The sequence below is a fragment of the Serratia sp. TSA_7 genome, assembly GCF_052692135.1.
The window spans coordinates 288,033-314,043 of the sequence record NZ_JBQZFU010000003.1 but is presented as its reverse complement, the minus strand read 5'-3'; the positions used below and the strand labels follow the sequence as shown (position 1 = coordinate 314,043).

Here is a 26,011-nt window from a genome sequence, read left to right as displayed (position 1 = left end):
ACGCTGCATGATAAAACGACGCATCAAGCTATCCTATCGTCATTGGTTCTGGCAACATAAAGTGTCCAAGATGCCCAAGGAACCTGAATGGCTCGCGCTAAACTGAAATTCCGCCTGCACCGCACCGCTATTATCCTGATTTGCCTGGCTTTGCTGGTGCTATTGATGCAGGGCGCGTCCTATTTTAGCCTGAGTCACCAGATGGCGCGATCCGAACAGGTGGAAGAACTGGCGCAAACGCTGACCAAACAGGTGGCCTCCAGCCTGGCGCCGCTGCTCGATGACGACAGCGACGTCGACAACCAGCGCGTAGACGCCATCCTCAAACAGCTTACCGACCACAGCCGCATTCTGGACGCCAGCGTCTATCAGTTGGACGGCACGCTGGTTTCTCACGCCGGTGAACAGATCAGTATACGCGATCGCCTGTCGCTTGACGGCAAACGTGCCGGCAGCTATTTCAATCACCAGTTGGTGGAATCCATTCAGGGCAAAGACGGCCCGATCGGTTTTATCCGCATTACGCTGGATACCCACGTGCTGGCGACCGAATCCAAACAGGTGGATAACACCACCAACCTGCTGCGTCTGATGATCCTGCTGGCGCTGGCCATCGGCATTATTCTGGCGCGTACCCTGCTGCAACATCGCCGCAGCCGCTGGCAGCAATCGCCGTATCTGCTGACCGCCAATACGCCGCTGGAAGAAGGCAATACGGTGGAAGACGACGATGACGACAAGCCACAGGATAAAGAAGAAACGAAACGCCCTTAGGCCAGGCGTTGGATACGCTCATTCAGCCCCTGAACCTGCGCCAGCATCTGGCCGGCAATCATGCGGAACGCTTCGCTGATCGACGCATGCCGCGCCGTTCGCTGCCAGAACTCAAGCGCCATCAATTCCGCCTGCCGCCAAACAGCGCCGCTGACTTCGTGGCCCAGCCTGATTTCCACAGCTTCTTGGCGCATATTGCCGCTGCTGGTTGGCGCAAATGCCATCGGCAACATATCGTATAAGGGCGCCAACGCTACCGGCCGTCGTTCAGGCCGCAAAAACGATAAATTACCCTGATGCATGTCACTATTGGCAATCAACCGGCCAAATGCCCAATACAGCGCCATTTTCTGGGAGGTCTGGCGATCGATCACGCCTTGTCGCAATAATCCTTCCGCCGCAGTAGCCCAGTTGGCATTGCCGTTACCGCTAAACTCCGCATCCAAGGCTTCCAACGAGACCATCGGCACCCGGCCAAACTCCCCGACGCGATCGAACCGCTCAATTTCCAGGAAACACTGGAGGTTTTCATCAAGCAGGACTTCACCCTGCGCAGCAGGGAACCCCGAGTCTGCCACAACCCGCAACGCCAGCGACTCCGCGATCAATAAATCGCTCCAACGCTGGGCATTAGGGTTCTCCGGGACAGTACTGAATTTAACTAACACATGGCCACGTCGACCATCCCTCAGTTCGGCATAGGTGATAAACTTGGGCTGCTCACCACCGGCAGAAGAGCCGACCAATTCCCCCGCCAACGCCTGCTTCGCCAGTTCCGCGTAACGGGCATTTTTATCCGCTATCGGCACGGCCTTCTCCGGAGTGCGCATCAGCCAGCGTTGATAGCTGCCATTACCGGGCAGCAGATTACCGCTCATGTCGTCCCCAGAGTGGCAAAGCGCCAACAGCCGCTGTTCTTCGCTCCAGAGCCCTGTATCTTCCGACAGGTGCAATACTTGCGAGACGGCTTTTCCCCATGCTCGGCCAAGGAAACCTACCGGCCGCAGATCATTAAGATACCAAGGCAAACCGTCATAAAGTCGCCACTCGCCATTTTGCTCATTTTGAACCGCATAACACTCCGCCGGATAGACAGGATAAAACGTGGCCAGCTTAGAGACCTTACCCTGCTCATCCACCTGATACAGCGGAAAATACGATTCCCCACCCACAACCCTGCGTAACGCATAGCGAGTAGCTCGGCCTTTGCCAATAGCCAATACCGCTTCTGCCTGGTCGCGTATACGGCGCGATAGCGTCGGTTGGCTGATGCCCAGCGCATCGGTGAGAACTTTTGACGTAGCCGAACCGTTACGCAGAACTTGCTCGAGGGTAGTCATAAATGAATAGATTAGTGAATAGATTCGTGAATAAAGTAATAGCGCTAATTACCTATAAGGTAAAGCATTTAAAGAAAATGATTGGCATAAGATGAATAGATTGGCACAGGGGGCGCAACAGGATGCTGCGCCCGCAGTATTGTTACTCTTTGTCGCCCAACAGCACGGATTCCAGCGCGATAACGATCATCTCGTTAAAGGTGGTTTGGCGCTCTGCGGCGGTGGTGGCTTCGTGACGCAGAATGTGGTCGGAAACGGTACAGATGGTCAGCGCCTTACAGCCGAACTCTTCGTACAGCTCAGCCGCCACGCCGTAGATGCCGGCCGCTTCCATTTCTACGCCCAGGATGCCGTACTTCTTCATCACCTGGAACATGTCCGGATCCGGCGTATAAAACAGATCAGCGGAGAAGATGTTGCCCACGCGCGCCGGGATACCTTGCGCCGCCGCAGCGTCTACCGCGTTGCGCACCATGTCAAAGTCGGCAATCGCCGCATAGTCATGATCTTTAAAACGCATGCGGTTCACTTTGGAATCGGTGCAGGCGCCCATGCCGATCACTACGTCGCGCAGTTTGATATCGTCGCGCACTGCGCCGCAAGAACCCACGCGGATGATTTTCTTCACGCCGAACTCGGCAATCAGTTCACGCGCGTAAATGGAACAGGACGGGATACCCATACCGTGGCCCATTACGGAGATTTTGCGGCCTTTGTAGGTCCCGGTGAAGCCCAGCATGCCACGCACGTTGTTCACTTCCACCGCGTCTTCCAGGAAGGTTTCCGCGATATATTTTGCACGCAGCGGATCGCCCGGCATCAGTACTACGTCAGCGAAATCACCCATTTCAGCATTAATATGCGGCGTAGCCATAATTGTCTTCCTTCAAATCGTATTAAATAAAAACGTTAAACGTATAAGCCTTTGGATGTCGAGTCGCAGCCAACAAGGCTGCGGCTTGAAAACGGGGCTTAGAACATGGATTTACCGTAATCCATCGGCGACAGGCCAAAGTAGCTGGCAACGGTCTGGCCGATGTCGGCAAAGGTTTCACGGTGGCCCAGCGAGCCCGGTTTCACTTTCGGGCCGTAAACCAATACCGGAATGTGCTCACGGGTGTGGTCGGTGCCCGGCCAGGTCGGGTCGCAGCCGTGGTCGGCGGTGAAGATAATGATGTCTTCGTCTTTCACCAATTTCAGCAGCTCCGGCAGGCGGCGGTCGAACAGCTCCAACGCGGCGGCATAACCCGCCACGTCGCGGCGGTGGCCGTAAGAGGAGTCAAAATCAACAAAGTTGGTGAACACGATGGTGTTGTCACCGGCTTTTTCCATTTCGATCAGGGTCGCGTCAAACAGCGCGTCGATGCCGGTGGCTTTCACCTTTTTGGTGATGCCGACGTTAGCGTAGATATCGGCGATTTTACCGATCGACACCACTTCGCCGCCCTTCTCGTCCACCAGTTTTTTCAGCACGGTAGGCGCCGGCGGCTCTACCGCCAAATCGTGACGGTTGCCGGTACGCTGGAACTCACCCGGCTTGTTGCCGAGGAACGGGCGCGCGATCACGCGGCCGATGTTGTAACCGCCTTCGGTCAATTCTTCACGGGCGATTTCACACAGCTCATACAGACGGTCCAGACCGAAGGTCTCTTCGTGACAGGCAATCTGGAACACCGAGTCGGCAGAAGTATAGAAAATCGGCTTGCCGGTTTTCATGTGCTCTTCGCCGAGTTGATCGAGGATCACGGTGCCGGAGGAGTGACAGTTACCGAGGTAACCCGGCAGATTGGCGCGCTCGACCAGCTTGTCCAGCAGTTCCTGTGGGAAGCTGTTGTGTTCGTCGCTGAAATAACCCCAATCGAACAAGACCGGTACGCCGGCGATTTCCCAGTGGCCTGACGGCGTATCTTTACCGGAAGACAGTTCGCTCGCATGCGCGTAGGCACCGATAATATCCGCATTGCTGTCCAGCCCCTGCGGGAAGGTGCCGGTGGATTCTTCCGCCGCTTTCCCCAGCCCCAGACGGCTCAGGTTAGGCAGCGTCAGCGGGCCCTGACGGCCAACGTTGGCTTCACCGCGCGCGCAAACCTCGGCAATGTGGCCCAGAGTATCGGAACCCTTGTCGCCAAAACGCTCGGCGTCTTCGCTTGCGCCAATGCCGAATGAGTCTAGAACCATAATAAATGTGCGTTTCATCTGTGCTCTCCTGCGTGTTCTCACGCTGTGGGCGACAGCGAAAAGGCCGCTGCCGCTCCTGATTCGTTAATTATTCCGTGATGCGCTTATACACCACTGGCGTTTCTTCCGGCGCTTTGTCGCTCAGCACCATAGCGCTGCGTACCGCTTCGGCCGCCTGCTGCCAACTCTCTTCGTCGTTGGCGTGGATCACCGCCAGCGGCTGCTGGGTATCCACTTTATCCCCCAGGCGCGCCATGCCGGTCAGGCCGACGCTGTAATCGATACTGTCGGTCGCGCGGCGACGACCGCCGCCCAGCGATACCACCGCCATGCCCAGCGCACGGGTGTCCATCGCGCTGATAATGCCCTGTTTTTCGGCGTAAACCGGCTTGCTCAGGGTCGCGGCCGGCAGATAGCTGTCGTAGCGCTCGACGAAATCGGTCGGGCCCTGCTGCGCCGCTACCATGCGGCCAAACACTTCTGCCGCTTTGCCATTGTCCAACACCGCCTGCAGCTTGGCGCGCGCGTCGGCGTCATCTTTCGCCAGACCGCCGGAAAGCAGCATTTCCACGCACAGCGCCATCGTCACTTCCAGCAGGCGCGGATTGCGGTATTCGCCGGTCAGGAAACGCACCGCTTCGCGTACTTCCACCGCATTGCCGGCACTGGAGGCCAGCACCTGATTCATGTCGGTCAGCAGCGCAGTCGTTTTGCATCCTGCGCCGTTGGCCACGCCGACGATCGCCTGCGCCAGATCGGCCGACAGCGCATAGGTCGGCATAAAGGCGCCTGAACCGACTTTAACGTCCATCACCAGCGCGTCCAGCCCTTCCGCCAGCTTCTTCGCCAGAATAGAAGCGGTAATCAGCGGGATCGAATCCACGGTAGCGGTGATGTCGCGGGTGGCGTAGAAACGCTTGTCCGCCGGTGCCAACGAGCTGGTCTGGCCGATAATCGCCACGCCAACGTCCTGAATAATTTTGCGGAAGGCGTTGTCGTCCGGGAAAATGTTAAAACCCGGGATCGCCTCCAGCTTGTCCAGCGTACCGCCGGTATGGCCCAGACCGCGGCCGGAAATCATCGGCACGTAGCCGCCGCAGGCGGCCACCATCGGGCCGAGCATCAGCGAAGTGACATCGCCCACGCCGCCGGTGGAGTGCTTGTCGACCAAGGGCCCGTTCAACGACAGGCTTTTCCAATCCAGCACGGTGCCGGAATCACGCATCGCCATGGTGAGCGCCACGCGCTCCGGCATGGTCATATCGTGGAAATAAATGGTCATCGCCAGCGCGGCGATCTGACCTTCGGAAACCACATTGTCACGGATCCCATTGATGAAAAAGCGGATTTCCGCCTCGTTCAACGGCTGACCGTCACGTTTTTTACGAATAATTTCTTGTGCCAGGAACAAAGCATCCCCCTGATTGAGCGAATGTAGGGTGCAGGCAGGCGCTGCATCGCGCCTTGCCGACGTTATCGATCAGTAACCGCTGCCAGGCGCGGCGGCGCTGTGGCCCAGCGTCGTCAGCAGGCTGGCTAACAGACTGGAAGCGCCGAAACGGAAATGACGCGCATCGGCCCAGCCTTCACCCAGAATACGATCGGCAAGTTGCAGATAATGCAGCGCATCTTCTGCCGTGCGCACGCCGCCGGCCGGCTTGAACCCCACCGTTTTGGCGACGCCCAGATCGCGGATCGCCGACATCATCAGCTCTGCGCTTTCCAGCGTGGCGTTGACCGGCACTTTACCGGTAGAGGTTTTGATAAAATCGGCACCGGCGGCGATGGCAATTTCCGATGCCTTGCGGATCAGATGTGCCTGCTTCAACTCGCCGGTTTCAATGATCACTTTCAGCAGCACATTGGCCGCCTGGCAGGCTTGTTTGCACTGCTTCACCAGGTCAAAACCGACCTGCTCGTTACCGGCGATCAACGCGCGGTACGGGAACACCACGTCAACTTCATCGGCGCCATAGGCGATAGCCGCACGGGTTTCCGCCAGCGCGATGTCGATATCGTCGTTGCCATGCGGAAAGTTGGTGACGGTTGCGATGCGGATATCCGGCGTCCCTTGCTCACGCAGAGTCTTGCGCGCCACCGGAATAAAGCGCGGATAAATGCAGATGGCCGCCGTATGGCCAGCCGGGCTGTTGGCCTGACGACACAGCGCGATCACTTTCTCATCGGTGTCGTCATCGTTCAGCGTGGTTAAATCCATCAGGGCCAGCGCACGTTGCGCTGCTGCGGTTAATTCGGTCATAAAACTCTCCAACTGCGAACCTGGGTGTTGGCGAGCGGACTTGGTTCCTTGAAGATAGCGCTGGGGAACGGGTTCCCACGGCGGCAACTGAGATCCTTCTCACCGCACTTGGCCCTGCATATCGTGCAGGGTCAGTAATAGCTATTTGAACACGATCGCCCGGGGCAATTCGCGCTCAGAGTCACACTATATGAAATAACACTGTAACAGGCCGGAATTATATGTGAAGAACGTCACAAAATAACGCGATATCGTTCACAAATTCGCTAAAGAAACGGATGCAGACGACGAGCACGACATCGCGTGCCCGTCTTAGAGTATAGGCGGTGTCCCGCAATAGGGCTTGGCGCGCCATTGCGGAACCTTGCCTGGCTTACAGCGCCAAAAAGAACCCGGCGATGGTGGCGCTCATCAGGTTGGAGAGCGTGCCGGCCGCGACCGCCTTCAGGCCGAAGCGCGCGATATCGTGACGACGGTTCGGCGCCATGCTGCCCAACCCGCCGAGCAGGATCGCCACCGATGACAGGTTGGCAAAGCCGCACAGCGCAAAGGAGATGATCGCCTTGGTATGCGTCGACAGCACCTGCAACCCTTCCGCCGCCACCACGTCGTCCGGGCGCAAATAGGCGCCGAAGTTCATGTAAGCGACAAATTCGTTGACGATAATCTTCTGGCCGATAAATGAACCGGCGGTCATCGCCTCATGCCAGGGTACGCCAATCAGGAAGGCAATCGGCGAGAAGACCCAACCGAGCATCAGCTCCAGCGACAGCTGCGGGTAGTCGAACCAGCCGCCGATACCGCCGAGAATGCCGTTCAGCAAGGCGATCAGCGCGATAAACGCCAGCAACATGGCGCCGACGTTCAACGCCAACTGCATGCCGGATGCCGCGCCGGACGCCGCCGCATCGATCACGTTGGCCGGGCGGTCATCTTCGGCGATCAGTTTCGTCGCATCGTCTTTATCGTGGGTTTGTTCGGTTTCCGGCACCATCAGCTTGGCGAACAGCAACCCGCCCGGCGCAGCCATAAAGGACGCGGCAATCAGGTATTCCAACGGTACGCCCATCTGGGCATAGCCGGCCAGCACCGAACCGGCCACCGAGGCCAGGCCACCGCACATGACGGCGAAAAGTTCTGATTGGGTCATGGTGGCGATATACGGACGCACCACCAGCGGGGCTTCGGTCTGGCCGACGAAAATATTGGCGGTCGCCGACAGCGATTCGGTGCGTGAGGTGCCCAGCAGTTTGTGCAAGCCGCCACCCAATATACGGATCACCAATTGCATTATGCCCAGGTAATACAGTACGGCAATCAGCGAGGAGAAGAACACGATCACCGGCAGCACGCGCAGAGCGAAGACGAAACCGCCGCCACCGAACACCTCGAACATCTTGTCGGACACCAGCCCGCCGAAGATAAACGATATCCCCTGGTTGCCGTAGGCGATCACGTTAGCCACGCCGGCCGACATGCCGCCGAGAATGCTGCGGCCCACCGGCACGTACAGCACCAACGCGCCAATGGCCACCTGAATGATGAATGCCCAGACAACGGTGCGCAATTTGATGGCGCGACGGTTGCTGGAGAGCAGCACGGCTATGGCGATCAGTGCCGCCATTCCTACCAGGCTCATGATGAGTTGCATGCAAAGTATCCCTGTTGCGAAAAAGAAATGCATCCCTACCCGGTAGAAACGAGAGGGCCGCTGAAGAGTGATTTCGGGGTGCGATTATACGGAGCGGGGCAGCACCCGCACCGATTTATGTCACAAATATATACAACAGGAAGCAAATGAAAATCTTATAACGTGACATATGTCACGTTTTTTAACTCATTTATCGTTCAGAAGCGAAACAGGACGCGGGTGTTGTGGTGCAGGTGGGCGGCAATGTCATCAGGGGATTCCGGGCGCAGTTGGCACAATATCCGGAACACCTCTGCGGCACGTTCAGGGCGGTTAGGTTGCCCCTGGTAACCGGAAAGCGGCATATCCGGCGCATCGGTTTCCAGCAACAGGGAGGTCAGCGGCAACTGGGCCATCACGCTGCGGGTTTTCTGCGCTCGCTCATAGCTGATGGTGCCGCCGACGCCAATGTAATAGCCCAGACAAATAAACGCCTGCGCCTGAGACAGGCTGCCGGCAAAACCGTGGACCACGCCACGGCGCGGCAACGGCACGCGGCGCAGCGCGGCGGCCAGCTGATCGTGCGTCCGGCGGGAATGCAGGATCACCGGCAGATCATGCTGTTTCGCCAGCTTCAACTGGGCAATCAACAGCCGCTGCTGCCGCTCAAACTGCGGATTTTCCATGTACAGATCGAGGCCTATCTCCCCGACCGCCACCAGCTTCGGCGGCCGACTGGCCAGGAACCCGGCCAACTGCTCAAGCTGCGGCTCCTGATGCTGGGCAATATACAGCGGGTGCAACCCCAGCGCGGCATACAGCGGCTGATGCTCGCGCGCCAGCTTCAACACCCGCGCAAAACGATCGGCGGTTACCGTCGGCACGATAATTCGCTGCACCCCCGCCTGTTCCGCCAGGGCCAGGCTCTCGCGCTCATGGCCGCTGAAGGGCGGAAAATCGAAATGGCAGTGGGTGTCGGTAAAATCGTGACTCACAGCGCGCCTCCTTCACCTGGCGGCACGTCGCCCGGCAGGATAATTTTCGGTGCGGCCAGGTTGGCCTCCGGTTGCGCGGCAAGGCCATGCGGATGATTGACATCGGTAATGATCGGCGATGGCATTCTGACATTTTCCGGCTGGAGCAGACGCCGCGACAGCGCCTTTTTCACTTTGACGCCGTCCCGTTCTTCTTGTTGCATCAGCCAATGGCCGACGGTCGCCAGAAAATAGCGCCCGCAGCGGCGGCCCAGATGATAATCCTGATTCAGCGACGTCAAGCGACTGCCCAACGCATTGCTGGCCAGCGGTTTGGGCGGGAAAATCTCAAAGATGCGCAGCTTGCCCGGCGGTTTCTCAATAAACTGCTGGATGCGGTGATAGCTTTGCTCATGGTGTTGCAGGATGCGCACCATCTGCTGCAGGCTACTTTCGCTCAGCCAGTGCTCCATGCGCTTCATCCACTGCGGCGTGTAATACATCTGAGAAGGCACGGTGCGGATCACCACAATGGTATCGGCACCGCGGCGGTAGGCCTCTTCGACCGGGATAGCGTCGCTGATGCCGCCGTCCTGATAGCTGACGCCGTCCAACTCTACGCCCATGCGGTAAAAGCCGGGGATGGCGCTGGAGGCTTTGATCGCCGGCAGCCAACTGGCGCGCAGCGCCGGCAGGTAAGTCGGTTCGAAGTCATCGCTGCGGCAGGCGCACATCAGGAATTCACGGCCATCGACCAGGTGCTTTTCCGCCACGTCCATCGCCAGCGGCAATTGCTGCGAAGTCGTGTCGATCAGCCAGTCGAGGTCAATCAGATGCCCGCCGCGCACAAAGCGCAGCGGATTAAAGAAGTCAGCGGTGGTGGTGTAGCGGGTGATGACCCGCCGTGCATAGCCCATCTGGCCGCAAATAAAGGCCGAGAGATTCTGCGCGCCGGCAGAAGTGCCGATCATCAGCTCAAAAGGGTTAAAGCGGGCACGCTGAAACTCGTCCAGCACGCCGGCGGTAAAGATGCCGCGCTGCCCGCCCCCTTCACATACCAACGCCATTTTACCGGGCCGGTACGGTTTATACGCCAGCGGTTCTATATTGCCGAGCGTGATGGGTATTCTGTATCCCAACCCTGTATCCTCAGTGAGACGTTTTTTCCGAGGATACCTCGTCTTGCTCTCTTCCGTAATCCTCTTGCAGTACGCCAGAGAGGCAGTCATTGCTTCCCATCAGCCAAATGCAGTCACTACCGGACCATTCCGCCACGGTCTGACATACCTGACCCTTCAGCTGTTTCCAGCGTCCGAGGATGATGTCGCTGTTCATGACGCACCTCCCTACTGCAAGAAAAGGAATGAAGCTTTGTTACACTTTGAGAAAAACTAAAGACGCCGGCGGCCGGTAAACAGGCTGACCAGGAACAGGATAATCCCCACGACGAAGACGATTTTTGCAGCCCACGCGGCGGTGCCCGCCAGCGTGCCGAAACCTAACGCCGCAGCAATCAATGCAATGACTAAAAAGATAATGCCCCAACGAAACATAAGCCTCTCCTTACGTAGGGGCGCAATAGGTTGCGCCCGTGATGACCCAAAGAATCAATGGGTTCAGCATGCTGAACCCCTACCTGTAGAGCTTGGTTCTACCGTTGCTTCAATTAAGGCTTCACGACCAGGTCGTTCTTGACGCTTTTCACGCCGTCGATAGCCTTGGCGATACTTTCTGCGCGTTCAGCCTGCGCCTGGGTTTTCACTTCGCCGGAAAGCTGCACCACACCGTCGGTGGTCTCTACTTTCACGTTGCGCGAAGGCACGATGTCATCAGCCAGCAGTTTGGCTTTCAGTTCGCTGGTGGTTGCGGTGTCGCCGGCGTAAGCCTTCACCGACTGTTTGGCTTCATCTTTCACGTGCAGCTTGTCGCTGACGGATTTGACGCCTTCTACTTTGCCGGCCACTTCAACCGCGTGCTCGGCCTGCGCCTGGCTGCCGACAAAACCGCTCAGGGTCACGGTGCCTTTTTCCGTTTTCACGGAGATGTCAGTGCTTTTGATCGTTTTATCGTCGACCAGCGCACTTTTAACTTTAGCCGTTGTTGCGCTGTCATCCATGTAGCCGTCGACTTTTTTCATGGAGCTATCGATTTTGGCACCCGCGCTGTCGGCGGCACTTGACGCTTTATTGAGCAGCGTATCTTCAGCCAGCGCGCTGCCACTAACCAGTACGGAACCCAAAACAACAGCCATCAGTGATTGTGCAAATTTGGTATTTTTCATCGATCTCTTCCTTTGGTTGCGGATCCAAATGATTGCGGATCCTTCAGCCGCCATGATGCGGCCCACTCAGTAAATACTTCACGACTTCTATACGATCAAACGTTCACGCTAAAACGATTGCTGTTACACAAGGATTATTGCAACACCTGTGCCAACCTTAAAATATCGTTAAAAATCAATTATAAACAAAAAATAGCTCATTGTTTAACCTAAAATATGTCGCCAATCAGCGACAATGACAACCTGTAAAAACAACACTTTAGCTATCTCACTGATCTTTAACAGATCGAGCTGTCTCCAATTGGCAACAACACCGAATAACTCTCTACCTAAAAAGTAAAAAGCAGTGAATTACGCTTATCGGATACGCCCTCCCCTGTTAAATATAGACTATAGGGCGAAAAACGTAGGGAATACCGATGAAATCCTGGCGGCAGCGGGGGGAAAGAGAAATTATTAGGGGGATTTATTAATTAGCAGAAGTAGGGTCGGGCAACATCACACAGGGCGCCCTAAGGCGCCCTGTCGTTCTATCAATGTTCGCGCGTTTTGCGGAACACCACTTCCGGGTAGCGTTCCTGCGTGATATTCAGGTTAACCATGGTTGGCGCGATGTACGACAGATTGTCGCCGCCGTCCAACGCCAGGTTAAGCTCACACTTGCGCTTGAACTCTTCGAATTTTTTCACGTCACTGCATTCAACCCAACGGGCAGTCGAGACGTTGACCGACTCGTACAAGGCTTCCACGTTGTATTCGCTTTTCAAGCGCGCGACGACCACCTCGAACTGCAGCACACCGACCGCGCCAACGATCAGATCGTTGTTGGCTATCGGTCGGAACACCTGCACCGCCCCTTCTTCGGACAATTGCACCAGGCCTTTCAACAGCTGCTTTTGCTTCAGCGGATCGCGCAGACGAATGCGGCGGAACAGCTCCGGCGCGAAGTTCGGAATACCGGTGAACTTCATGTCTTCACCCTGAGTGAAGGTATCGCCGATCTGAATGGTGCCGTGGTTGTGCAAACCAATGATATCGCCCGGATAGGCTTCTTCCACGTGCGAACGGTCACCCGCCATAAAGGTCAGGGCGTCGGAGATCACCACGTCTTTACCGGTGCGCACCTGACGCAGCTTCATGCCTTTCTCGTAGCGGCCGGAAACCACACGCATAAAGGCCACGCGGTCACGGTGTTTAGGGTCCATGTTGGCCTGGATCTTGAACACGAAGCCGGTGAATTTATCTTCCGCCGCCACCACTTCACGGGTGCTGCTTTTACGCGACATCGGCGCCGGAGCCCAGGCCACCAGGCCGTCGAGCATGTGGTCCACACCGAAGTTGCCCAAAGCGGTACCGAAGAATACCGGCGTCAAATCACCGCTCATGAAAGCGTCGTGATCGAACTCGTGGGAGGCCCCCTTCACCAGCTCCAGCTCTTCACGCAACTGCGCGGCCAGATCTTCGCCTACCGCAGCGTCCAGTTCCGGGTTGTCCAACCCTTTGACGATGCGCACTTCCTGAATGGTGTGGCCTTTGCCGCTCTGGTACAGGTAGGTTTCATCCTTGTACAGATGATAAACCCCTTTAAACAGCTTGCCGCAGCCGATAGGCCAGGTGATTGGCGAGCAAGCGATTTTCAGCTCACGCTCAACCTCATCCATCACTTCCATCGGATCGCGGATATCACGGTCCAATTTGTTCATAAAGGTCAGGATCGGCGTGTCGCGCAGACGGGTAACTTCCATCAGCTTGCGGGTACGATCCTCAACGCCTTTCGCGGCGTCAATCACCATCAGACAGCAGTCCACGGCGGTCAGGGTACGGTAAGTATCTTCGGAGAAGTCTTCGTGCCCCGGGGTGTCCAGCAGGTTAACCAGACATTCGCGGTACGGAAACTGCATCACCGAGGTGGTGATCGAGATACCGCGCTGCTTTTCCATCTCCATCCAGTCGGATTTGGCATGCTGGTTCGAGCCGCGGCCTTTTACCGTACCGGCGGTCTGGATAGCCTGTCCGAACAGCAATACCTTTTCGGTAATGGTGGTTTTACCGGCATCGGGGTGCGAGATGATGGCGAAAGTTCTTCTTTTCGAGACTTCGCGGGCAAATTCACTAGGAGACATGTTTTTCAGATTCTACGGTTAGTCCGCCCTGCGACATCATCAGAACGCGCCGCGCACGGCGCCAGGCAAAGCGGTAAATAAAAGATAATAGCCGGGCATTTTCGCTGATTTGTCAACCGGTGACAATCAATGCTTTTCCCGGCGGGGGAATAACCTTGTTTGTCATTACAAACGGAAGTCGGATGAGAGCGAAGCCCAGTGCTGCCGTAATACGGATTGGTGCTCTGCCACCATGGGTAAGTTTTCCAACAAACCTGGCCATAAGGTGCGTGCCTTGTCGATGGCATCCAATAAATGCACCCGAATAGCCGGCCAGGGAATGCCGACGCGCTCCGCCCAACGCTCAAAAGTCTGCATGGAAATCATTGCCCAACGCTTTTCTCTCGCCATATTCAGCGCCACTTCTGATTCACCCGGGATATAAACCCGTGTAGTAACAATGTCATAAGCGGGAGAAAGCCGAACACCGGTTTGGTTGGGGTAGATCATGGACCAGTTTTTTACATGGGCATCACCATTCGCCAACAAAATATTGGCCAATAAGCGGCGGGCCATCTGTTGTACATCGGCCAAGGGGGCACTGCCCCAGTCATAAAGATATGCCGCTATTTGATCATAGTTTTTTCCACGATATTTATCGTGTGCATAGAGTTCAAATATTTGGGCAAAATCTTCCGTATGCACACGCCCGCTTTCGCTACGATCAAAACGACGAATGGCGTAAGCATAAGGCTCATCAGCCAGGCGAATATCCGGTAAGTTATCCAGTTGCCCCAAAGCAACCAACTCAATATCAGGAATATCCACACCGATAGCTTGCGCCAATCGCATCGCCGTATATTCATTTTCAGGCACGTTACGATGCACCGGCGATGGCGTTTTAATAATCCAGCTATCAGCCCCCACCTGAGAAGAAATGTTGAAGCGCCCATCTTTACGCAGCGAGGAAAACTTCATCTGCACGCCTGCCAGAGAAAATTTCTGCGTATCCAGCCCGACGTCGATTTGCACCGCTTCCAGCTCGCCGCGAGAGGTTAATGCCCAATCGGGGATCTCATTAGCGGCAAGCGCTCGTGCCTCAAGCGCCCCCGGCAGGTTGGCGCCGGCCCAGGCCATCAAAGGAAACTCTTCATCAACATGCGTTTTCAGAGATTGGGCCAACCAGCTACGCAATGCCCCTTCAGGCAGTAAATTGGATAAAACGGGAGGAAGACGCTGTGATGACATCAAAACCTGTTCAAGATAACCCGGGTGGGCCCGCTGTCTTAGGGTGAACAACGGACGACTGGCCTCCGGCAAAGCAAGATATTGCGGATCAAAGGTCAGGATATTCTTGCCACCGCTATAATGCGCCAACACACCAATGCGCACCTGGTGCAGCATCAGTGCCAATGCCTGTACCGATTCAACCTGCCGTTGCCCATTCATCAGCTAGTCCTCGAGATCTTTCAGTTTTTTTTCGAAGCTCTGCAATTCATCGGCTGCAGAAACCTTGTCCGCTTCTTTTTGCAGCAAGCGCTCCACATCGCGCACATCGTTTTTCGGCACGATAAGGTATTCCAAATCCATCGCCGCCAATATGCGTAGCAGGGTGCTCACTCGCATATCACTGCCGGATTCAATACGCTGGTATTGCTGTTGGGTCATACCGATTTTCATCAAAAAGTCTTTTTGGTTCCAGCCCAGCTCAGTGCGTTTCTCTTTCAAAAATTTTGCTATCTCTGATGATTTCCGCATCTTTCACCTCAAAACAACTTATTGATTGTACCTACCGCAATAAACAACACATTAGTTGTTACATCAAACAAAAACAACTTATTTGCTGTACCCACACCTAAAAACAACCCATTAGTTGTAAATAAACAACAGAACAATAAATAAGCTGTTTTTTGTTCGAGATCAGGCCAGCGGCAACGCCATCACTATCGCATCTTCACGCCCGTTGGCGCTCGGGTAGTAATTACGGCGGAGAGTCACTTCGTTAAAACCGAGGTCTTCGTACAGCGCAATGGCCGCACGGTTAGAGGCGCGCACTTCAAGCCACAGCGTGACGACGCCGCGGGCTTCCAACTGCGCAATCAGCGCTTCCAGCAGTGAACGGCCGAAACCGCGACGCTGCCAGTCGGGATGAATCGCAATATTGAACAACGTCGCTTCGTCGAGCACGATCTGGGTAATGGCGAAGCCCGCCATCTGCCCTTCGGCACTCAGTTTCAGGTTAAGGTAACGATCGCCCTGATTGCCGGCAAAAGTGGCTTGCGTCCAGGGAAAGGCGTGGCTGGCCTGCTCAATCTTGAATGCCGTGGCCAGATCGGCCGCCGTCAGGGTAGAAATACTGTTCATGATGACAAATCTGCTGCCAGAGTGCGCGCTTGGCACTCGCGTCGAGGGAAAGCTCGGCCAGTGCCGGGCTGTGTAGTTGTGCGCCGGCCACCGCGAGCGGCTCCGCGACGCCCAGCCGCCAACTGTTGCATTCGGTATCCTCAGGCAGCATCGCTACCTGGTCCGGCGTCAGGCCATAGGTTTGCGCCGGGGTCAGCCCCAGGCTGCGCAACACGTCGCAAAACAGCGGATCGTTATGCTCAGGCAGTGGCTGCGCCACCACCAGTAAACGCACATCGGGCGGCAGGCTGACCGCTACTTCGCCCTGCAACACGCCCGGGCGGCGCAATGTCCACTGCGTAATACCCAGTTGTTGTAACAGCCAGTCGCGTTTTGATGCCATGCCGATTCCTGTCAGGAGCTACCCGTTGTGGTGCGCCATGCCTGCCATGCGCCGCGCTATGCTAACAAACCCGCGCGGCCTGCGCCAACAAACCCGTCGAACATATCGCCACAAAGCTCTATAATCCCCAGCTTAATTTCCAGGAGCAAAAAACCGATGTCTGCATTAACCCCCGCCAGTGAAGTCATGCTGCGCCACAGTGATGAGTTTATTGAACGCCGCGTTCTGTTCGCCGGTGACCTGCAGGATAGCCTGCCGGCCCAATTCGAAGCCGCGGATGTACGTGTCCATACCCAGCAATACCATCACTGGCAGTTACTGAACCGGGCGATGGGTGACAACGTGCAGTTCGGTCTGACCGTAGATGCCGAGTTTGTCGCCGAATGCGATACGCTGATCTACTACTGGCCGAAGAGCAAACAGGAAGCGCAGTTCCAGCTGTGCAACATTCTGGCGTTGCTGCCGGTAGGCGCAGAAGTGTTCGTGGTCGGCGAGAACCGCAGCGGCGTGCGCAGTGCGGAACAGATAATGGAAGACTACGCCACCTTGGTAAAAATCGACAGCGCCCGTCGCTGTGGCCTGTATCACGGTCGCCTGGATACCCAAACAGAATTTGATTTGGACGACTGGTGGGAAAGCTACCCGCTGCACGATCTGGAAGTGAAAACCCTGCCGGGCGTGTTCAGCCGCGATGGGTTGGACGTAGGCAGCTCACTGCTGCTGTCGACGCTGGAAAAACACATGAAGGGCAAAGTGTTGGATCTGGGCTGTGGCGCCGGCGTCATGGCCTCGGTGCTGTCTAAGCTGTCGCCTAAGGTGAAGCTGACGCTCAGCGACGTCAACGCCGCCGCGGTGGAATCCAGCCGCGCTACGCTGGCCGCCAACGGTATCGAGGGCGAAGTGATCGTCAGTAACGTCTATTCCGACATTACCGGCCGTTTCGACATGATCATCTCCAACCCGCCGTTCCACGATGGCCTGCAAACCAGCCTGACCGCAGCCGAAACCCTGATCCGCGGTGCGTTGAAACACCTGCCGATAGGCGGCCGTCTGCGCATCGTGGCCAACGCCTTCCTGCCGTACCCGGACATTCTGGACGCCACCTTCGGCAGCCACGAAGTGCTGGCGCAAAACGGCCGCTTCAAGGTGTATCAAGCCACCGTCGCCCGCGCGCCGCGCGATGCGAAGAAAAAGAAGTAACGGTTACCCGCCGAATATCATGACCAAGAGCGCAGCGTTTTCACGCTGCGCTTTTTTTTAGCCGTTGATGTAGGTCATCGACTCGGCGCCATAGCGCGGGCCCGCCGCCGCCTGGAACGGGAACACCGCCTCAATCGCCGCCAGTTCAGCCTCGCTCAGCGTCAGCTCAGCCGCCGCGATATTCTCCTCCAGATAACGGCGACGCTTGGTGCCCGGGATCGGCACAATGTGTTCGCCCTGCGCCAATACCCAGGCCAGCGCCAGCTGTGACGGTGCGACGCCTTTACGGTTCGCCAGCTCAGCGACCTTTTCCACCAGCGCCAGATTGCGGGCAAAGTTCTCGCCCTGGAAGCGCGGATTACTGCGGCGGAAATCGTCGGCGTCCAGATCCTCCGGCCGCTGGATCGCCCCGGTCAGGAAACCGCGTCCCAGCGGGCTATAAGGCACAAAGCCGATGCCCAGCCGCGAACAGGCCGCCAACGTTCCCTGCTCGGCGTCGCGCGTCCACAGCGAATATTCGGTTTGCAACGCGGTAATCGGGTGCACCTTGTGCGCACGCTCCAGCGTGGCGACCGAAGCCTCGCTCATCCCGATATAACGAATTTTACCTTCGCCAATCAGGTCCGCCATGGTGCCCACCACCTCTTCAATCGGCACTTCAGGATCCACGCGGTGCTGGTAGTAAAGATCGATCACGTCCACCCCAAGCCGCTGCAGGCTGCCCTCCACCGAGCGGCGAATATATTCCGGCCGGCTGCTGACGCCCCGGGCGCTGGGATCGGTCGGATCGCGTAGAATGCCGAACTTGGTGGCCAAAAAGACCTGATCCCGTTTGCCCTTGATCGCTTTGCCTATCAGTTGCTCATTGGTATGCGGCCCGTACATATCGGCGGTATCCAGCAGGGTGACCCCCAGCTCCAGTGCCCGATGCAAAGTGGCAATGGCTTCTTTTTCATCGGAATCAGTCGAATAAAAGTCACTCATTCCCATGCATCCCAAACCCAGAGCGGAAACGGTCGGCCCGTTAAACCCTAATGTGCGCTGTTGCATTGTGCTGCCCTCTTGCTGTTTTTTTAAACCGGAGTGGTGTCGCAACAAAGTCTGGTTGTTTACCCTGCAAAGATAAATAATGCAGATTACTCATCACTGTTCAAAAATCGCCAACAATCACGGACGGTAAAATGGATCAGGTTCAGGCCATGCGTATTTTCACCCGTATCGTCGAGCTGGGCAGTTTCAGCCGGGCGGCCGAGCGTTTGCAACTGCCGCGCGCCACGGTCAGCAACGTGCTGAAACGGCTGGAGCAGCGCCTCGGCGTACGGCTGCTGATCCGCACCACCCGTCAGGTGCAGGTGACCAGCGAAGGCACGCTCTATTATCAGCGTTGCGTACAGCTGCTGGGCGCGCTGGAAGAAGCGGATACGCTGTTCAGCCGCCATAAGCTGCAACCTTCCGGCAAGGTGCGCATCGATATGCCGCATTCGCTGGCGCGTGAAATCGTTATCCCGGCGCTGGACGATTTTTATCGTCGCTATCCGGACATTACGCTGGCGTTAGGCGCCAATGACACTCACGTGGATCTGCTGCGCGAAGGCGTGGACTGCGTGCTGCGCGCCTGGGAAACCGAAGACGACAGCCTGGTGGCGCGACGCATCGCCATGCTGCCGCAGTTAACCTGCGCCTCTCCCGGTTACCTGGCGGCGTTCGGCGTTCCGCAGTCCATCGACGACCTGCGGCAACACCGCGCGGTGGGGTATTTTTCCCTCGCCAACAACCGTGATTACCCGCTGGAATTTTGCCGCAACGGGAAAGTGGAACGGCGCGAACTGCCCGCCAGGCTGAGCGTCAGCGGCGCCGATGCTTACACCAGCGGCTGTCGCGCCGGCATGGGGTTGATACAGGCGGCGCACTATTCGTTGGCGCCGTGGCTGGAAAACGGGGAGTTGGTGGAAGTGCTGGCGGAAACGCCACCGCCGCCGATGCCGATTTACATCATGTATCCGCCCGGCCGATTTCTCGCGCCACGGGTCAGAGTATTGATTGACTGGCTGATTGGGCTGTTTGAAAACCCTAAAAGCAGCGATATGGCTGTTTTTCCAGCAAACGCCCGCAAACAGGGGAAATAACTATTGACGTACCCGCCAAAATCTCTAGAATTCGCCTCCGTGGTAACGTTACTCCGGTAATGTTTCTGGTATGCGAAGGTGGCGGAATTGGTAGACGCGCTAGCTTCAGGTGTTAGTGTCCTTACGGACGTGAGGGTTCAAGTCCCTCTCTTCGCACCAAATAACCACATGATTTATATTGCACGCAGCATCGATGCGAAGGTGGCGGAATTGGTAGACGCGCTAGCTTCAGGTGTTAGTGTTCTTACGGACGTGAGGGTTCAAGTCCCTCTCTTCGCACCAAGCTGGCGCCGTAATATAAATCTGAAAGTAACAACATCGACTGTGCGAAGGTGGCGGAATTGGTAGACGCGCTAGCTTCAGGTGTTAGTGTCCTTACGGACGTGAGGGTTCAAGTCCCTCTCTTCGCACCAATTGATGAGTTCCCCTCCCGCGATTCCTCTGAAGTCCCCCAAAAAATAGCACCAAAGACTCTCCGCTCAAGCGGCTTTTTGCGTTTTTAACCGAAGCTGAAATTCAGGCTGACCGCCGCCAATCCACCGGCCAGCGCCATGCAGGAAGGCAGCAGCAAATAATGACGCCAGCGGCTGTTAAACAGCATAACCAACGTCGCTAACATGGCGATCACGATTAGCGTGCGCAGTTGCATCATATCCAGGTCTATCAACGCCAGTAACGGCATCAAGGCGCAGGGCAGCAGAACGCCCCAGGCGCTGGCCAGGCGGTTGCCCAGGCACCAGCTAACGCCCCACAAACCACATGCGGTAATCATGGCTGCAATCATGATAACCCTACCCTTTAAGTGATAATGATAACCAATATCATATAACACTTTTTTTCAACGCGCATCATTTTCACCGCTGCGGCCAAACGCGGATGACAGAACGGTGAAAAAATGATAGTTTGCGATAAGAAAATTCTTAGTCGCCGTAGCGTGCTAATAATTACAATTAAAAACCATGTAATACAGGTGTTTAATTCACGCTGAAAGAATATTTCTAACCTTAATTTTTCGACAGATCGATATTGTAAAGAGTGAACTCCGTATGAACGCGCGTTCTTATCAGGAACTGCTGACTAGCAAGCACCGCTTATCATTGTTTTTGTTTTTGTTGATGAACGCGGCCTCTTCTATATTTACAATATTGGTTCCGTTTCAGGGTAAACCCGCATTTACCCTACCTTTATTAGCCATACCGCTATTTTGTCTGGTTGCATTATTATTTACCCTGCAATCCATGCAGCAATTCGTCAAAAAGCTTAATCTTTTTTCCTGTGTTATTGGCCTGCTGTGGGCGGCGCATATTTACATTAAAAGTCAGTATTATGCGCCGAATAACCAAGGCTTCTTATTACTTAGCCTGTTCAGTATGTTCTTTATCAGCGCCATCGCCTTAACCGATAATTTTATCGCTTTTTGTCTGCATGCCGTCCCTTCTGCGCTGGTCATTCTTTTACTGGACGGTATGCACAATACCGTACGGATAGTATTCACTACTGTGTTGCCCATTATCGCTTTCTCAATCCATCACCTCATGCTCAAGCGCAGCGAAGCCTTTACCCAAACGCTGGTGGCTAACCTGTATAACGAACGAGACAGGTTCAGTAATTTAAGCATGATAGATCCGTTAACCGGCCTTTATAATCGGCGTGGCTTGGAGAACAAGATCAATATGTTGCCGGAGTCCCAATCGGGTCGCCATTTTGTTCTGTTGCTCGATATTGACCACTTCAAAGCCTATAACGATAACTATGGCCACACCATGGGCGATCAGGCGCTGGTGCAAGTGGCTATCGCCATCCGCGACTCGGTACGTTCGCGCGATATTGTGGTGCGCTACGGCGGGGAAGAGTTTCTGGTGCTGCTGACCAACGTCAGAGAAGATTATGCCGCGCAACTGGCTGAAAGAGTGCGCCGGCGCGTGCAGGAATTGAAAATCCCCCACCGCTTTAACCAGTTAGAGATGACCAACGTCACGCTCAGCGCCGGTATCGCCATGCTGGACAAGCTTGACGTGGCCTCGGCGATCCGCGCGGCCGATGCGGCGCTGTATCTGGCTAAAAACAACGGCCGCAACAATATCCAACTGGCGGAAAACGTACAGACCGCGGTGACCCCATGACAAGCTGACCGCAGCCCCCCGTAATCACTTGCGGGGGGAAGCGAGAAACCTCATGCGCTCGTCGTCGGAGTGCGCAAAGGTTTCAACCCGTTCAGCAGCAGTTCCACCCCATCCAGTGCCTGCGCCAGCGCTTGCTTGTCCTCAGGGCGATTGGCGATCCAAAAAGCCGCGTCCATCAAGCCGCCATTAATCAGATGCGCCAGCACTTCGGGCGAAGTCGGCGCAATATGTTTTTCTTCCATCAACGTCTTCAACATGCGGGTCATCGATGCAACGCATTGCAACTTGCCGGCCTGCAAATACTCCGCGCCAAGTACTGACGGCGAATCGCGCAGCAAAATACGCTGCACTTCCGGCTCCATCGTCATTTCAAGATAGGCCCGGCAGCGCCCTTTGAATGCACTCCAGTTATCCGGTGCATGGGCGGAAATATCGGCCAGGCGCGCGTCCATTTCTGCATCGATTTCCTGCGCCACGGCAAGAAACAGCCCTTTTTTATCGCCAAAGTGGTGATACAACGCGCCGCGCGTCATGCCGGCTTGCGCCGTAAGCTCATCCATCACCGTGTCGGCATACCCAACGCGGCCAAATTGCTGACGCGCGGTCGCAACCAGCTTTTTGCGCGTTTCTTCAATCATTTCCGTTCGTGCTTTACGTGCCATTTTGACGCTCCGGGCTTAGGGTCATGACGTTATAATTGACATACGTAGCGTATGTCAATTAGGTTTACATACGCCTCGTATGTCAATGAGGCCAAATATACCCATCAATACTCTGGAGTTTTTATGGCCAACCCTTACCTCGAGCTTTTCAGCGTACCGGGCACCAAAGCATTTTCCCTTGCCGGGCTTATCGCACGCATGCCCCTCTCCATGCTCGGGATCGGCATCATCACCATGCTCGCACAATTGCGGGGGTCTTATTGGCTGGCCGGAGCCGTAGCGGCGACCTTTGCGTTTTCCATGGCGCTGCTGGCGCCGCATATCTCACGCGCGGTTGATCGCCTGGGGCAGCGCCGCGTGCTGCCCTGCGTCACCGCGGTCAGCGTAGCCGGCGTGCTGTCATTGCTGCTGTGTACGCATTATCAGGCGCCCGACTGGACGCTGTTCGTCTTTGCGGCGGTGTCCGGCGGCATGCCCAGCATGCCGGCCATGGTCAGAGCCCGCTGGACTGAGATCTTGCGTGGCACACCCCGCTTGCACACCGCATTTTCGTTTGAGTCCGTGCTCGATGAAGTCTGTTTTATTATCGGCCCCCCCATTTCAGTTGGCCTCAGCGTAGCGATCTTTCCAGAGGCGGGGCCATTGGCCGCCGCCATTTTACTGACGATGGGCGTCACGGCCTTTGTCTGGCAAACCGGCTCCGAACCGCCGGTTTATTCGGACGACGGCGCGGCTCGCGGTTCCGTCATCAAGCAGGTGCCGATGCAGATACTGGTGCTGGCGTTAGTCGCGTTGGGCACCATTGTCGGTACCGTCGACGTCATCAGCGTCGCCTTTGCCGAACAGCTTGGGCAACCTGCCGCAGCCAGCCTGGTGCTGTCGGTTTACGCCATCGGGTCTTGCCTGGCCGGGTTGGTTTTCGGTGCCATGAAAATCCCGGTTTCCCTGCCCCGCCTGTTTTTATACGCCGCTCTGGCCACGGCGATGACCGCATTACCCTTGCTGCTGGTTGAGGATATTTTCACGCTGGCGGCCACGGTATTTGTCGCAGGCCTGTTCTTTGCCCCGACCATGATCATTGCGATGGGGTTGGTTGAAAATATCGTTCCGCCCTCCCGGTTAACGGAAGGGTTAACCTGGATGATTACCGGGCTGGGGATTGGCGTAGCGCTCGGCGCCGCTCTGGCGGGATGGGTTGTCGATGAGGCCGGGGTAAAAGCGGGGTTCATCATTACGATATCTGCCGGCCTGGTGGTATTGCTGGTCGCCGTCGGCGGTTACCGTCTGCTGCAAAAATCCGTGCATGCGGCCTGACGGGAAATGGCCGGCTGGCGTCAGGCCAGTTCCCAAATGGCCTTGCCGCCCCATCGGCTTTCTATCGCCCCCACGAATCGTTTCACTTTAGGCGACAGATAGCGCCGGGTGGGATAAACGGCGCATATGGGCGCTTCAGCCCGGCAATATTTCTCCAGTACCGGCACAAGCGTGCCGGCCGAGAGTTGTTCACCAACCAGAAAAGCGCCGAGTTGGCACAACCCCAAACCTGCAAGTGCCGAATCCCGCAGTGCCTCGGTGTTGTTGAAACGCATTCTTCCGCCGACAGGTTCGTCGCGATGTTGTCCATTTACCTGATAGCGCCAGGGAACCGGCATTCCCTGGTGCGAGAACACCAACCGATGGTGATCAATCAGATCGTCCGGCGTCTGAGGCACGCCATGGTTATCCAAATAGCGCGGTGAAGCACAGGTTATCAGCCGGTGCGGTGCGAGGACTTTACGCACCAGCCGGCTGTCATCGTTACCGCCAATGCGGATAGCCAAATCGATCCCCTCGCGCACCAGATCGCTGTAGTCATCAGAGAACGTCACCTCTACATCCACTTCCGGCCATTGGAGCAGGAAATCCCTCAAAATCGGTAAAATATGCAAACGGCCAAAGGCGACGGGAAGATCGATACGCAAGCGTCCCCTGGGAGTTTGATGCCGCTGGTTTATCGCCGTTTCCGCTTCGTCGACCTCCGCCAGAATCCGCAGCGCATGTTCATAAAACACCAGACCTTCTTCGGTCAGGCTCACGCTGCGCGTCGTCCGGTGCAGAAGCCGGGTGGCCAACCGCTCTTCCAGCCGATTGACGCTTTTCCCCGCCGACGAGCGGGATATGCCGAGCCTCTCGGCCGCCAGAGTAAAACTACGCGCATCAGCGACCCGCACAAACACCAGCAGATCGGACAGGTTATCAAGCGGCATCGCCAGTAAATTAGCCACGTTTTGTCCCCAATGTTGCTCATTAAGGCCAGTTTATCACCCGATAGTGCGCGTATACACTGTGTTCTATCCACCCATGCCCCCCTATCAAACCCAGTAAACGAGGACATTTAATGAGCACATCTCACCAGGCCGCCGGGCAACCGGCAAGCGTCCCAGGCCCCTGGTTGGCGGTATTTTCAATCGGGCTCGCCACATTTTCCGTCGTCACCACCGAAATGTTACCCGTCGGCCTGTTGAATCCCATTGCGGATACGCTAAACGCCACGGTTGGCAGGGCGGGCCTGATGATTTCATTGCCGGCCCTACTGGCCGCCTTTTTTGCTCCACTGGTTGTTCTCGCCTCCGGAGGGATTAACCGCAGGACGATCCTCCGCTGGCTTCTGGTGTTGCTGATTGCGGCTAATATTGCTTCGGCCACGGCAGCCAGCATGAACGGGCTGTTGGCCGCCCGCGTCGTCGTCGGTTTCTGCATGGGCGGAATTTGGGCCATTGCCGGGGGCATTGCGGGGCGGTTGGTCCCGCAAGCTTCCATAGGGCTGGCAATATCGATAATTTTTGGCGGCGTCGCAGCCGCTTCGGTATTGGGCGTGCCCTTAGGGGCACTTATAGGTGATGCATTCGGCTGGCGTACCGCCTTTCTGGCGATGGCCCTTTTAGCTCTGCTGGCGCTAATCTTGCTCATCAGATCGTTCCCATCGGTGCCTGCGGAACAGGCTGTCACTTTAGGGCAATTCGCCGAACAACTGGCAAACCCAAAGCTACTTGCGGGGCTCCTGGTCACAGCCATGTTGGTCGCCGGCCATTTCATGGCTTTCACCTTCATTCGACCGCTGTTGCAGACGGTATCCCATTTTGACGACAACTGGATTGGCCCGCTGCTGTTCGCCTACGGCCTCGCCGGCATTGCCGGAAATTTTCTTGCCGGCAGCACAGCGGCAAAACACCTTCGCCCGACGCTGGCGCTGATCGCCCTCGGGCTAACTGCCGCCGTCATCCTGTTTTCCTGGTGGGGAGCAACCGCCGTAAGCGGCGGTCTTATTACCCTGCTGTGGGGGCTTGCCTATGGCGGGGTTTCCGTATCGTTGATGACCTGGATGATGATCGCAGCCCCCCGGTCAATCGAGGTCGCCACCTCTCTCTATATCGCCACCTTTAATATCGGTATTTCTCTCGGCGCCGTAACAGGAGGGCAACTTGTCGATAAATATGGTCTGGTAACCAACGCCCTGATGGCCGGCGCCGCCACAGGTCTGGCATTGCTGGTTATCGCGAGGGTAAAAATCAGGGCTGAACCTACACCCTGATGGCAACCTGCGGCCCGCCGCTGCCCGAGCCGGCGGGCCGTGGG

At 56.4% G+C, this 26,011-nt stretch carries 26 protein-coding genes and 3 tRNA genes; 9 read left to right on the top strand and 20 right to left on the bottom strand.

Translation table 11 applies throughout. The features are described from left to right. Positions 1 to 87: 87 nt before the first annotated feature. On the top strand, positions 88 to 774 hold the full coding sequence (locus tag ACUTQW_RS13835; RefSeq protein ID WP_004949928.1) for a YtjB family periplasmic protein: 687 nt from the start codon (positions 88 to 90) through the stop codon (positions 772 to 774). Here ACUTQW_RS13835 and yjjJ read toward each other — a convergent pair. From yjjJ to ACUTQW_RS13755, 16 genes are all read right to left on the bottom strand, one after another. Further along, complete coding sequence (gene yjjJ / locus ACUTQW_RS13830) at positions 771 to 2,114, bottom strand: type II toxin-antitoxin system HipA family toxin YjjJ (protein WP_006323514.1); 1,344 nt, start codon at positions 2,112 to 2,114, stop codon at positions 771 to 773. The genes ACUTQW_RS13835 and yjjJ overlap by 4 nt on opposite strands. A 142-nt stretch (positions 2,115 to 2,256) precedes the next feature. After that, entirely contained in the window at positions 2,257 to 2,988 is a 732-nt protein-coding gene (deoD, locus tag ACUTQW_RS13825; RefSeq protein ID WP_004949927.1) for a purine-nucleoside phosphorylase, read from the bottom strand. 98 nt (positions 2,989 to 3,086) lie between these two features. Beyond that, entirely contained in the window at positions 3,087 to 4,310 is a 1,224-nt protein-coding gene (deoB, locus tag ACUTQW_RS13820; protein ID WP_020438418.1) for a phosphopentomutase, read from the bottom strand. Between the two features lie 70 nt (positions 4,311 to 4,380). Then, complete coding sequence (gene deoA / locus ACUTQW_RS13815; RefSeq protein ID WP_006323498.1) at positions 4,381 to 5,703, bottom strand: thymidine phosphorylase; 1,323 nt, start codon at positions 5,701 to 5,703, stop codon at positions 4,381 to 4,383. A gap of 69 nt (positions 5,704 to 5,772) precedes the next feature. After that, on the bottom strand, positions 5,773 to 6,552 hold the full coding sequence (gene deoC / locus ACUTQW_RS13810) for a deoxyribose-phosphate aldolase (protein ID WP_004949923.1): 780 nt from the start codon (positions 6,550 to 6,552) through the stop codon (positions 5,773 to 5,775). Positions 6,553 to 6,925: 373 nt separating this feature from the next. After that, entirely contained in the window at positions 6,926 to 8,191 is a 1,266-nt protein-coding gene (locus ACUTQW_RS13805; RefSeq protein ID WP_170865754.1) for a NupC/NupG family nucleoside CNT transporter, read from the bottom strand. A gap of 209 nt (positions 8,192 to 8,400) precedes the next feature. Further along, positions 8,401 to 9,177, bottom strand: coding sequence for a TatD family hydrolase (locus ACUTQW_RS13800; RefSeq protein WP_166728562.1), 777 nt, complete (start codon positions 9,175 to 9,177; stop codon positions 8,401 to 8,403). Beyond that, positions 9,174 to 10,295 carry a patatin-like phospholipase family protein gene (locus ACUTQW_RS13795; protein WP_006323494.1) on the bottom strand — a complete coding sequence of 374 codons (1,122 nt, stop codon included), beginning with the start codon at positions 10,293 to 10,295 and terminating at the stop codon, positions 9,174 to 9,176. The genes ACUTQW_RS13800 and ACUTQW_RS13795 overlap by 4 nt, the downstream gene beginning before the upstream one ends. Positions 10,296 to 10,305: 10 nt before the next feature. Further along, positions 10,306 to 10,491 (bottom strand): CsbD family protein, encoded by a 186-nt coding sequence (locus tag ACUTQW_RS13790; RefSeq protein ID WP_020438417.1) that lies wholly within the window; start codon positions 10,489 to 10,491, stop codon positions 10,306 to 10,308. A gap of 56 nt (positions 10,492 to 10,547) precedes the next feature. Next, entirely contained in the window at positions 10,548 to 10,709 is a 162-nt protein-coding gene (locus ACUTQW_RS13785; RefSeq protein WP_004949916.1) for a DUF1328 domain-containing protein, read from the bottom strand. A gap of 113 nt (positions 10,710 to 10,822) precedes the next feature. Further along, a complete protein-coding gene (gene osmY / locus ACUTQW_RS13780) occupies positions 10,823 to 11,437 on the bottom strand; it encodes a molecular chaperone OsmY (protein ID WP_004949915.1) in 615 nt (204 codons plus the stop codon). 533 nt (positions 11,438 to 11,970) lie between these two features. Then, positions 11,971 to 13,560 carry a peptide chain release factor 3 gene (prfC, locus tag ACUTQW_RS13775; protein ID WP_006323493.1) on the bottom strand — a complete coding sequence of 530 codons (1,590 nt, stop codon included), beginning with the start codon at positions 13,558 to 13,560 and terminating at the stop codon, positions 11,971 to 11,973. A 165-nt stretch (positions 13,561 to 13,725) separates the two neighbouring features. Next, on the bottom strand, positions 13,726 to 14,988 hold the full coding sequence (locus ACUTQW_RS13770) for a type II toxin-antitoxin system HipA family toxin (protein ID WP_006323492.1): 1,263 nt from the start codon (positions 14,986 to 14,988) through the stop codon (positions 13,726 to 13,728). Between the two features lie 3 nt (positions 14,989 to 14,991). Then, the gene (locus tag ACUTQW_RS13765; protein WP_006323491.1) at positions 14,992 to 15,297 is read right to left on the bottom strand and encodes a helix-turn-helix domain-containing protein; all 306 of its coding nucleotides are present in this window, start codon (positions 15,295 to 15,297) and stop codon (positions 14,992 to 14,994) included. A gap of 162 nt (positions 15,298 to 15,459) precedes the next feature. Next, complete coding sequence (rimI, locus tag ACUTQW_RS13760) at positions 15,460 to 15,903, bottom strand: ribosomal protein S18-alanine N-acetyltransferase (protein WP_020438415.1); 444 nt, start codon at positions 15,901 to 15,903, stop codon at positions 15,460 to 15,462. Next, entirely contained in the window at positions 15,848 to 16,285 is a 438-nt protein-coding gene (locus ACUTQW_RS13755; protein ID WP_006323488.1) for a DNA polymerase III subunit psi, read from the bottom strand. Before ACUTQW_RS13755 ends, rimI begins: the two co-directional genes overlap by 56 nt. Positions 16,286 to 16,441: 156 nt before the next feature. Between ACUTQW_RS13755 and rsmC the strand changes: the two genes are divergently transcribed. Continuing rightward, on the top strand, positions 16,442 to 17,485 hold the full coding sequence (rsmC, locus tag ACUTQW_RS13750; RefSeq protein WP_004949908.1) for a 16S rRNA (guanine(1207)-N(2))-methyltransferase RsmC: 1,044 nt from the start codon (positions 16,442 to 16,444) through the stop codon (positions 17,483 to 17,485). A gap of 57 nt (positions 17,486 to 17,542) precedes the next feature. Here rsmC and ACUTQW_RS13745 read toward each other — a convergent pair whose 3' ends face one another. Continuing rightward, positions 17,543 to 18,535 carry an aldo/keto reductase gene (locus ACUTQW_RS13745; protein ID WP_006323486.1) on the bottom strand — a complete coding sequence of 331 codons (993 nt, stop codon included), beginning with the start codon at positions 18,533 to 18,535 and terminating at the stop codon, positions 17,543 to 17,545. A 131-nt stretch (positions 18,536 to 18,666) separates the two neighbouring features. Between ACUTQW_RS13745 and ACUTQW_RS13740 the strand changes: the two genes are divergently transcribed. The 4 genes from ACUTQW_RS13740 (at position 18,667) to ACUTQW_RS13725 (ending at position 20,024) form a co-directional block, all read left to right on the top strand. Further along, the gene (locus ACUTQW_RS13740) at positions 18,667 to 19,611 is read left to right on the top strand and encodes a LysR family transcriptional regulator (protein WP_006323485.1); all 945 of its coding nucleotides are present in this window, start codon (positions 18,667 to 18,669) and stop codon (positions 19,609 to 19,611) included. A 72-nt stretch (positions 19,612 to 19,683) separates the two neighbouring features. After that, positions 19,684 to 19,770: transfer RNA gene (locus tag ACUTQW_RS13735), tRNA-Leu, on the top strand. A gap of 36 nt (positions 19,771 to 19,806) precedes the next feature. After that, positions 19,807 to 19,893: transfer RNA gene (locus tag ACUTQW_RS13730), tRNA-Leu, on the top strand. A 44-nt stretch (positions 19,894 to 19,937) separates the two neighbouring features. Further along, positions 19,938 to 20,024 (top strand) — tRNA-Leu (locus tag ACUTQW_RS13725). An 86-nt stretch (positions 20,025 to 20,110) separates the two neighbouring features. Here the strand turns inward: ACUTQW_RS13725 and ACUTQW_RS13720 are convergent. Next, positions 20,111 to 20,395, bottom strand: coding sequence for a DUF1435 domain-containing protein (locus tag ACUTQW_RS13720; protein ID WP_004949902.1), 285 nt, complete (start codon positions 20,393 to 20,395; stop codon positions 20,111 to 20,113). 262 nt (positions 20,396 to 20,657) lie between these two features. Between ACUTQW_RS13720 and ACUTQW_RS13715 the strand changes: the two genes are divergently transcribed. Next, entirely contained in the window at positions 20,658 to 21,734 is a 1,077-nt protein-coding gene (locus tag ACUTQW_RS13715) for a GGDEF domain-containing protein (protein WP_020438414.1), read from the top strand. A gap of 50 nt (positions 21,735 to 21,784) precedes the next feature. Here the strand turns inward: ACUTQW_RS13715 and ACUTQW_RS13710 are convergent, their stop codons facing one another. Further along, complete coding sequence (locus tag ACUTQW_RS13710) at positions 21,785 to 22,396, bottom strand: TetR/AcrR family transcriptional regulator (protein WP_004949897.1); 612 nt, start codon at positions 22,394 to 22,396, stop codon at positions 21,785 to 21,787. Between the two features lie 123 nt (positions 22,397 to 22,519). Between ACUTQW_RS13710 and ACUTQW_RS13705 the strand changes: the two genes are divergently transcribed. After that, entirely contained in the window at positions 22,520 to 23,710 is a 1,191-nt protein-coding gene (locus ACUTQW_RS13705; RefSeq protein WP_020438413.1) for an MFS transporter, read from the top strand. A gap of 20 nt (positions 23,711 to 23,730) precedes the next feature. Here ACUTQW_RS13705 and ACUTQW_RS13700 read toward each other — a convergent pair whose 3' ends face one another. After that, a complete protein-coding gene (locus ACUTQW_RS13700) occupies positions 23,731 to 24,642 on the bottom strand; it encodes a LysR family transcriptional regulator (protein ID WP_041417526.1) in 912 nt (303 codons plus the stop codon). Positions 24,643 to 24,773: 131 nt separating this feature from the next. Between ACUTQW_RS13700 and ACUTQW_RS13695 the strand changes: the two genes are divergently transcribed. After that, positions 24,774 to 25,967: an MFS transporter gene (locus tag ACUTQW_RS13695; protein ID WP_020438411.1), complete on the top strand. Its 1,194-nt coding sequence runs from the start codon at positions 24,774 to 24,776 to the stop codon at positions 25,965 to 25,967. Positions 25,968 to 26,011 lie beyond the last annotated feature (44 nt).